This window comes from Meiothermus luteus (assembly GCF_003574085.1).
GTDB lineage: Bacteria > Deinococcota > Deinococci > Deinococcales > Thermaceae > Meiothermus > Meiothermus luteus.
The window spans coordinates 1-4974 of record NZ_QWKZ01000141.1 but is presented as its reverse complement, the minus strand read 5'-3'; the positions used below and the strand labels follow the sequence as shown (position 1 = coordinate 4974).

Annotated in this window: 6 protein-coding genes; 4 read left to right on the top strand and 2 right to left on the bottom strand. The window is 63.1% G+C overall.

The window, feature by feature from the left end; genetic code table 11:
• Together epsC and Mlute_RS14060 are read right to left on the bottom strand one after the other, a co-directional pair.
• The coding region (gene epsC / locus Mlute_RS14065; protein WP_147371111.1) for a serine O-acetyltransferase EpsC at positions 1 to 429 on the bottom strand (429 nt) is incomplete at its 3' end.
• Positions 430 to 486: 57 nt separating this feature from the next.
• Positions 487 to 1224 carry a YebC/PmpR family DNA-binding transcriptional regulator gene (locus Mlute_RS14060; protein WP_119361200.1) on the bottom strand — a complete coding sequence of 246 codons (738 nt, stop codon included), beginning with the start codon at positions 1222 to 1224 and terminating at the stop codon, positions 487 to 489.
• Between the two features lie 55 nt (positions 1225 to 1279).
• Between Mlute_RS14060 and Mlute_RS14055 the strand changes: the two genes are divergently transcribed.
• The 4 genes from Mlute_RS14055 to Mlute_RS14040 all read left to right on the top strand — a co-directional run bounded on the left by Mlute_RS14055 (position 1280) and on the right by Mlute_RS14040 (position 4833).
• On the top strand, positions 1280 to 2284 hold the full coding sequence (locus Mlute_RS14055) for an isocitrate/isopropylmalate dehydrogenase family protein (RefSeq protein ID WP_119361199.1): 1005 nt from the start codon (positions 1280 to 1282) through the stop codon (positions 2282 to 2284).
• 153 nt (positions 2285 to 2437) lie between these two features.
• The gene (pilM, locus tag Mlute_RS14050) at positions 2438 to 3574 is read left to right on the top strand and encodes a type IV pilus assembly protein PilM (protein WP_119361198.1); all 1137 of its coding nucleotides are present in this window, start codon (positions 2438 to 2440) and stop codon (positions 3572 to 3574) included.
• On the top strand, positions 3567 to 4229 hold the full coding sequence (locus tag Mlute_RS14045; protein WP_119361197.1) for a flagellar protein FliT: 663 nt from the start codon (positions 3567 to 3569) through the stop codon (positions 4227 to 4229). Before pilM ends, Mlute_RS14045 begins: the two co-directional genes overlap by 8 nt.
• A gap of 1 nt (position 4230) precedes the next feature.
• On the top strand, positions 4231 to 4833 hold the full coding sequence (locus tag Mlute_RS14040) for a type IV pilus inner membrane component PilO (RefSeq protein WP_119361196.1): 603 nt from the start codon (positions 4231 to 4233) through the stop codon (positions 4831 to 4833).
• Positions 4834 to 4974 lie beyond the last annotated feature (141 nt).

Sequence of the window (4974 nt, the reverse complement as noted above, 5' to 3'; positions counted from 1 at the left end):
GTCCCCCACCTCTATCGGCCCCAGCACCACCGCATGGGCCCCCAGCAGCACCCCTTTGCCGATGGTGGGGTGGCGCTTCTCCCGGGTAAAGCCGGTACCCCCTAGGGTTACCCCGTGGTACATCATCACATCGTCGCCCACCTCGGCAGTCTCCCCAATCACAATGCCCATTCCGTGGTCTATAACCACCCGGCGGCCGATGCGGGCGCCAGGATGAATCTCTACCCCCGTGAGCATCCGGGTCAGGTGAGCCAAAAAACGGGCCAAAAGCCTAAAGTTGGCCTTCCAAAGGCGATGGTTCAGGCGATGCATCCACAAGGCGTGCATCCCCGGGCTGAACAGAATCGCATCCAAGGGCCCCCGGGCCGCGGGATCGCGTTCCAATACGGCCTGGACATCCTCTCGGAGGTACTCCAGAAGTTTCCACATGCTTATCGCCCATTATGGCCCATCAGGGCTCCGAAAACAAACCCACCGGGGGTAGCCTCAAGCCTCAACCGAAACGTTCTCCAGGCTGAGGTTGGTGTAAACATTCTGCACGTCCTCCAGCTCCTCCAAGGCCTCTACCATCTTGAGGACCTTTTCGGCCTCGGCCTGGCTCAGGCTAATGGTATTTTGGGGCACCATGGTGATCTCGGTGTTTTCAGGCTTGAAGCCCTTGGCCTTGAGGGCGCTGGCCACCGCGTAGACCTCCTGAGGGTCAGTGTAGACCTCCAAGCCCTCCTCCGCCTCCTGTAGGTCCACCGCCCCCGCCTCAATAGCGGCCTCTTGGGCCGCTTCGGTGTTGGGGGAAATCCAGATATAACCCCGGCGCTCAAACTGCCAGGAAACCGAACCCGTAGCCCCCAGGCTGCCCCCGTGCTTGTTGAAGACGTGGCGCACCTCGGAGGCGGTCCGGTTGCGGTTGTCGGAGAGGGCCTGCACAATCACCGCCACCCCCCCCGGGGCGTAGCCCTCGTAGACCACCTCCTCGTACTGGGTGCCCTCCTCCTCGCCTCCCGAAAGACGTTTCAACAAGCGTTCAATGTTGTCGCTGGGCACATCGGCATCCCGCGCAGCCTCAATCAGGTTGCGCAGACTGGGGTTGGCCGCCGGATCAGCGCTGCCCCCGGCCCGTGCAGCAGCCGCGATGAGGCGAAGGTACTTGCTGACGATTTTTCCCTTTTTAAGGTCATTGGCAGCCTTTTTGCGCTTAATCTGAGCCCATTTGCTATGACCGGCCATACATCACCAGCCTTCAGTATACGAAAGGGGGGCGCTAGAATGGCTGGGGGTGAGTATGAAAAGCTACAAGATTTGCCTGATTGAAGGCGACGGCATCGGACACGAGGTGATTCCCGCAGCCCGGCTGGTGCTCGAGGCCACGGGGGTAAGGCTCGAGTTCGTAGAGGCCCAGGCCGGCTGGGAGACCTTTGAGCGAACAGGCACTTCGGTACCCGAGGCCACCCTAGAGACCATAAAGCACACCGACGCTACCCTTTTCGGTGCAGCCACCAGCCCCACCCGGAAGGTGCCCGGCTTCTTCGGGGCCATCCGGTACCTTAGGCGCAAACTTGACCTCTTCGCCAACGTGCGCCCGGCCAAGCACCATCCGGTACCCGGCTCGAGGCCCAGGGTGGACCTGGTGGTGGTGCGCGAGAACACCGAGGGGCTCTACGTGGAGCAGGAGCGGAGTTACCTGGATGGTGAGATTGCCATCGCCGATACGGTCATCACTCGCCGCGCCAGCGCGCGCATCGGCGAGTATGCGGCCCGGCTGGCCGCCAGCCGCCCGCGTAAGCAGCTCCACGTGGCCCACAAGGCCAACGTTCTGCCGGTAACCCAGGGCCTCTTCATGAACACCGTGTTGGCAGAGGCCGCCAAGTTCCCCGAGGTCAAAACCCAGGACATCATAATTGACAACTGCGCCATGCAGCTCGTGCGAAACCCCGAGCGGTTTGACGTCATTGTGACCACCAACCTCTTCGGCGATATCCTCTCCGACCTAACGGCGGGGCTGGTCGGAGGGCTAGGCATCGCCGCCAGCGGCAACATCGGCAAGGAGCACGCGGTCTTTGAGCCGGTGCACGGCAGCGCCCCCGACATCGCGGGCAAGGGCATCGCCAACCCTACCGCGGCCATCCTCTCAGCGGCAATGATGCTGGAATACCTAGGCGAATCCACAGCCGCCCAGCGGATAGAGAGGGCCGTGGATCAGGTGCTTGCCGAAGGCCCCCGCACCCCAGACCTGGGGGGCAGTGCCACCACCTTGGAGTTCGCCCAGGCTGTGGCCAAGGCCCTGTAAGGGCAGGGCTAAAACAACCCCGCGGTCAAATGCACCGGGCCAGGTACGAGGGCTGGATTAAAGTGTCCCACATGGTCAATGTGGGGGTGGGTGCAGCGGTTTGCCATGATATACTTACTGCCAGCTTGAGACACCTGTGGGAAAGGGGGCAGCGTGCGTGATTTCTTCAGTGGGTTGCTGAGGCCCAGGGTCGAGGCGCTGGGTCTCGAGATTGGCTCAGCCAACATCAAGATGGTCGAGCTCTCGGGAACCCCCCCTAGTCTAAAAGCGCTGAGCATCCGGCCCACCCCTCCCGGGGTTATGCGGGACGGCTCCGTCGCCGAGCCAGGGGCCTTGGCCGATACCCTGAAGGAAATGCTGGCCGAGATGCGCACCCGCAAGCGCTACGTGGTCACCGCGGCCAGCAACCTGGCCGTCATCACCCGTACCCTCCAGGTGCCCAAGATGCCCCCCAAGCAGATGGAAGAGGCGGTCCGCTGGGAGGCAGAGCGATACATCCCCTTCCCCATTGACGAGGTGGTGCTGGACTACGCACCGCTGGACCCCTTGGAGAACATCCCCGAAGGCGAGCAGATGGATGTGGTGGTGGGGGCCGCCCGCCAGGAGACCATTGCCAGCCTGGTAGAATCCCTCAAAGCGGCAGGGTTGGAGCCTTTGGTGATAGATGTAAAGCCCTTTGCCGGCCTTCGGACCCTCGAGCCCCGGCTTCGGACCCCCGACCGCGAACCCATCACGCTCTTTCTGGAAATCGGGGCCGAGTCCTCGGCCTTGGTGCTCACCCGTGGGGAGCGGCTCCTTCTGAACCGAATCATCCAGCTATCCGGCAAGGACTTCACCGCGGCCATTGCCAAAGCCTTTAACCTAGACGTAATGGCCGCTGAGGAGGCCAAAAAGAACTATGGCCTGGCTACCATCCCCACCGAGGATGAGGACCTGTTGCTGGATTTTGACGCCGAGCGGGAGCGCTTTAACCCAGCCCGCATGTACGATGCCATCCGGCCGGTTCTGGTTGAGTTCACCACTGAACTCAGGCGTAGCCTGGAGTTTTTCCGAGTGCAGATGGGTGACCTGGGTGTAGACCAGGGCTTTGTGGCCGGAGGAGGCAGCAAGCTGCGCAGCCTGGTGCCCCTCCTGGCCGACACGCTGGGTATCCCGCTGGAAATGGCCGACCCTTGGCAGGACATCCAAATTGACAAAAACCGCTTTGATCTGGAACACCTGCGCAGCCTCTCGGCCGAGTTTGCAGTGCCGGTGGGGTTGGCGCTCCGGGGGGTGAACCCGCTTGATTAGGCTCAATCTCCTCCCCAAAGACCTCCGCCGCCGGGTGGAGCCAGGCTGGTGGCGGCTGGCCGCCGTCGCGGTGGTGCTGGCGGTTGCGGCCACCGTAGCCTTCTTACACCTTTCCACCCTCTCCCAGATTCAGGCCCTGCAGACCCAGCGGGATCAGCTCCAGGTTGAGGTAGATGTACTCAGGCCCTTCATCGCCGAGCAAAACCGACTCAACCAACAACAACGGGAGCTGGAGCAGCTTCTTTCGGTGCGCAACCAGCTCCGGGAGCGCTTCGTGCCCTGGTCGGACAACCTGGCCCTGGTCATCAACCAGATTCCCCGGGAAGGCCGCCGCTTTGGCATCGCCCTGCGCAGCATCGGCACCCGGGCCCTAACCCCCCAAGAGGTTCAGGCCAATGTGCAAAACGGCGTTTACGATGGAAAACCGGTTAACATTGAGTTCAATCTGCAAGGCGAGGCCATAGGCCAAAATGCCCTAATCCGCTTCGTTGAAGCCTTTGAGAGCTCCCCGCGGTTTGGCATAAACTTCCAGAACGCCAGCCTTGACCAGCAGCGGCAGCTTTACACCTTCGGGGCCACGGTGGGTTTGGTAAGCCGGCCCCAGGCCACCGCCAGCAGCACAGGAGGTGAAGGCAGTGGTAGCCCTTCTCGCTAGAATGGGCCAGCGCGAGTGGGCCATCGTGGCCATGGTAGCGGCCCTCCTGCTTGGGGTGCTTTGGTACTTCCTGATAACCCAGCCCCTGCAAGCCCGTATCCCCGAGCTACAGGCTGAGATAGACCGGCTGACCATTGAGCGCGACCGCGGCCGGGCCGCCCAGCGGGCCCTGCCCCAGCTCCGGGAGACCATCGCCCGCCTCGAGGCCGACCGCCAGCAGTTCCTGCGGGAGCTCCCGCCCACCGAACAGCTCGGCCGGGTCTTAGCCGGGCTGGCCCAGACCGCGCGGGAAAGCGGGGTAGTGCTGCGCGCGCTGAACCGCAGCCCTGGAGACAACCAAGGCGTAGCCAACGTGCGGGCCACCAACTTGGCCTTGCAGGTAGAGTCCCCCTTTCCTGAGCTTTACGTCTTTTTGCGCAATCTCGAGGCCTTCCAGCGCTTCGCCACCATCTCGGGGCTGAACCTGTCCTTAGGGGGCACCGGCACGGCCACCGCCGCCGACCCCACCAACCCCATCATCAACACCAGCCTGACCATGACGGTCTACACCTACACCGGCCAGGCCCAGCAAGGGGGGCAGCCGGGAGCCGGAGGTCGGCCATGAACCTTCTTCAGCGCATGCCCCAATCGGCTAAGGTGGCCCTGGTAGCCGGACTGCTGGTACTCGCCGTGGCCATCTGGTACCTGGGGTTCTTCCGGCCCAACCAAGCCGTCCAGGCTCCCCCAGCCTCGGCCCCATCTGCCC

Excerpts from the sequence above, each read along its gene's own strand:
- Mlute_RS14060 (WP_119361200.1), bottom strand. The coding sequence starts at position 1,224 with ATGGCCGGTCATAGCAAATGGGCTCAGATTAAGCGCAAAAAGGCTGCC.
- Mlute_RS14055 (WP_119361199.1), top strand. The coding sequence starts at position 1,280 with ATGAAAAGCTACAAGATTTGCCTGATTGAAGGCGACGGCATCGGACAC.
- Mlute_RS14040 (WP_119361196.1), top strand. The coding sequence starts at position 4,231 with ATGGGCCAGCGCGAGTGGGCCATCGTGGCCATGGTAGCGGCCCTCCTG.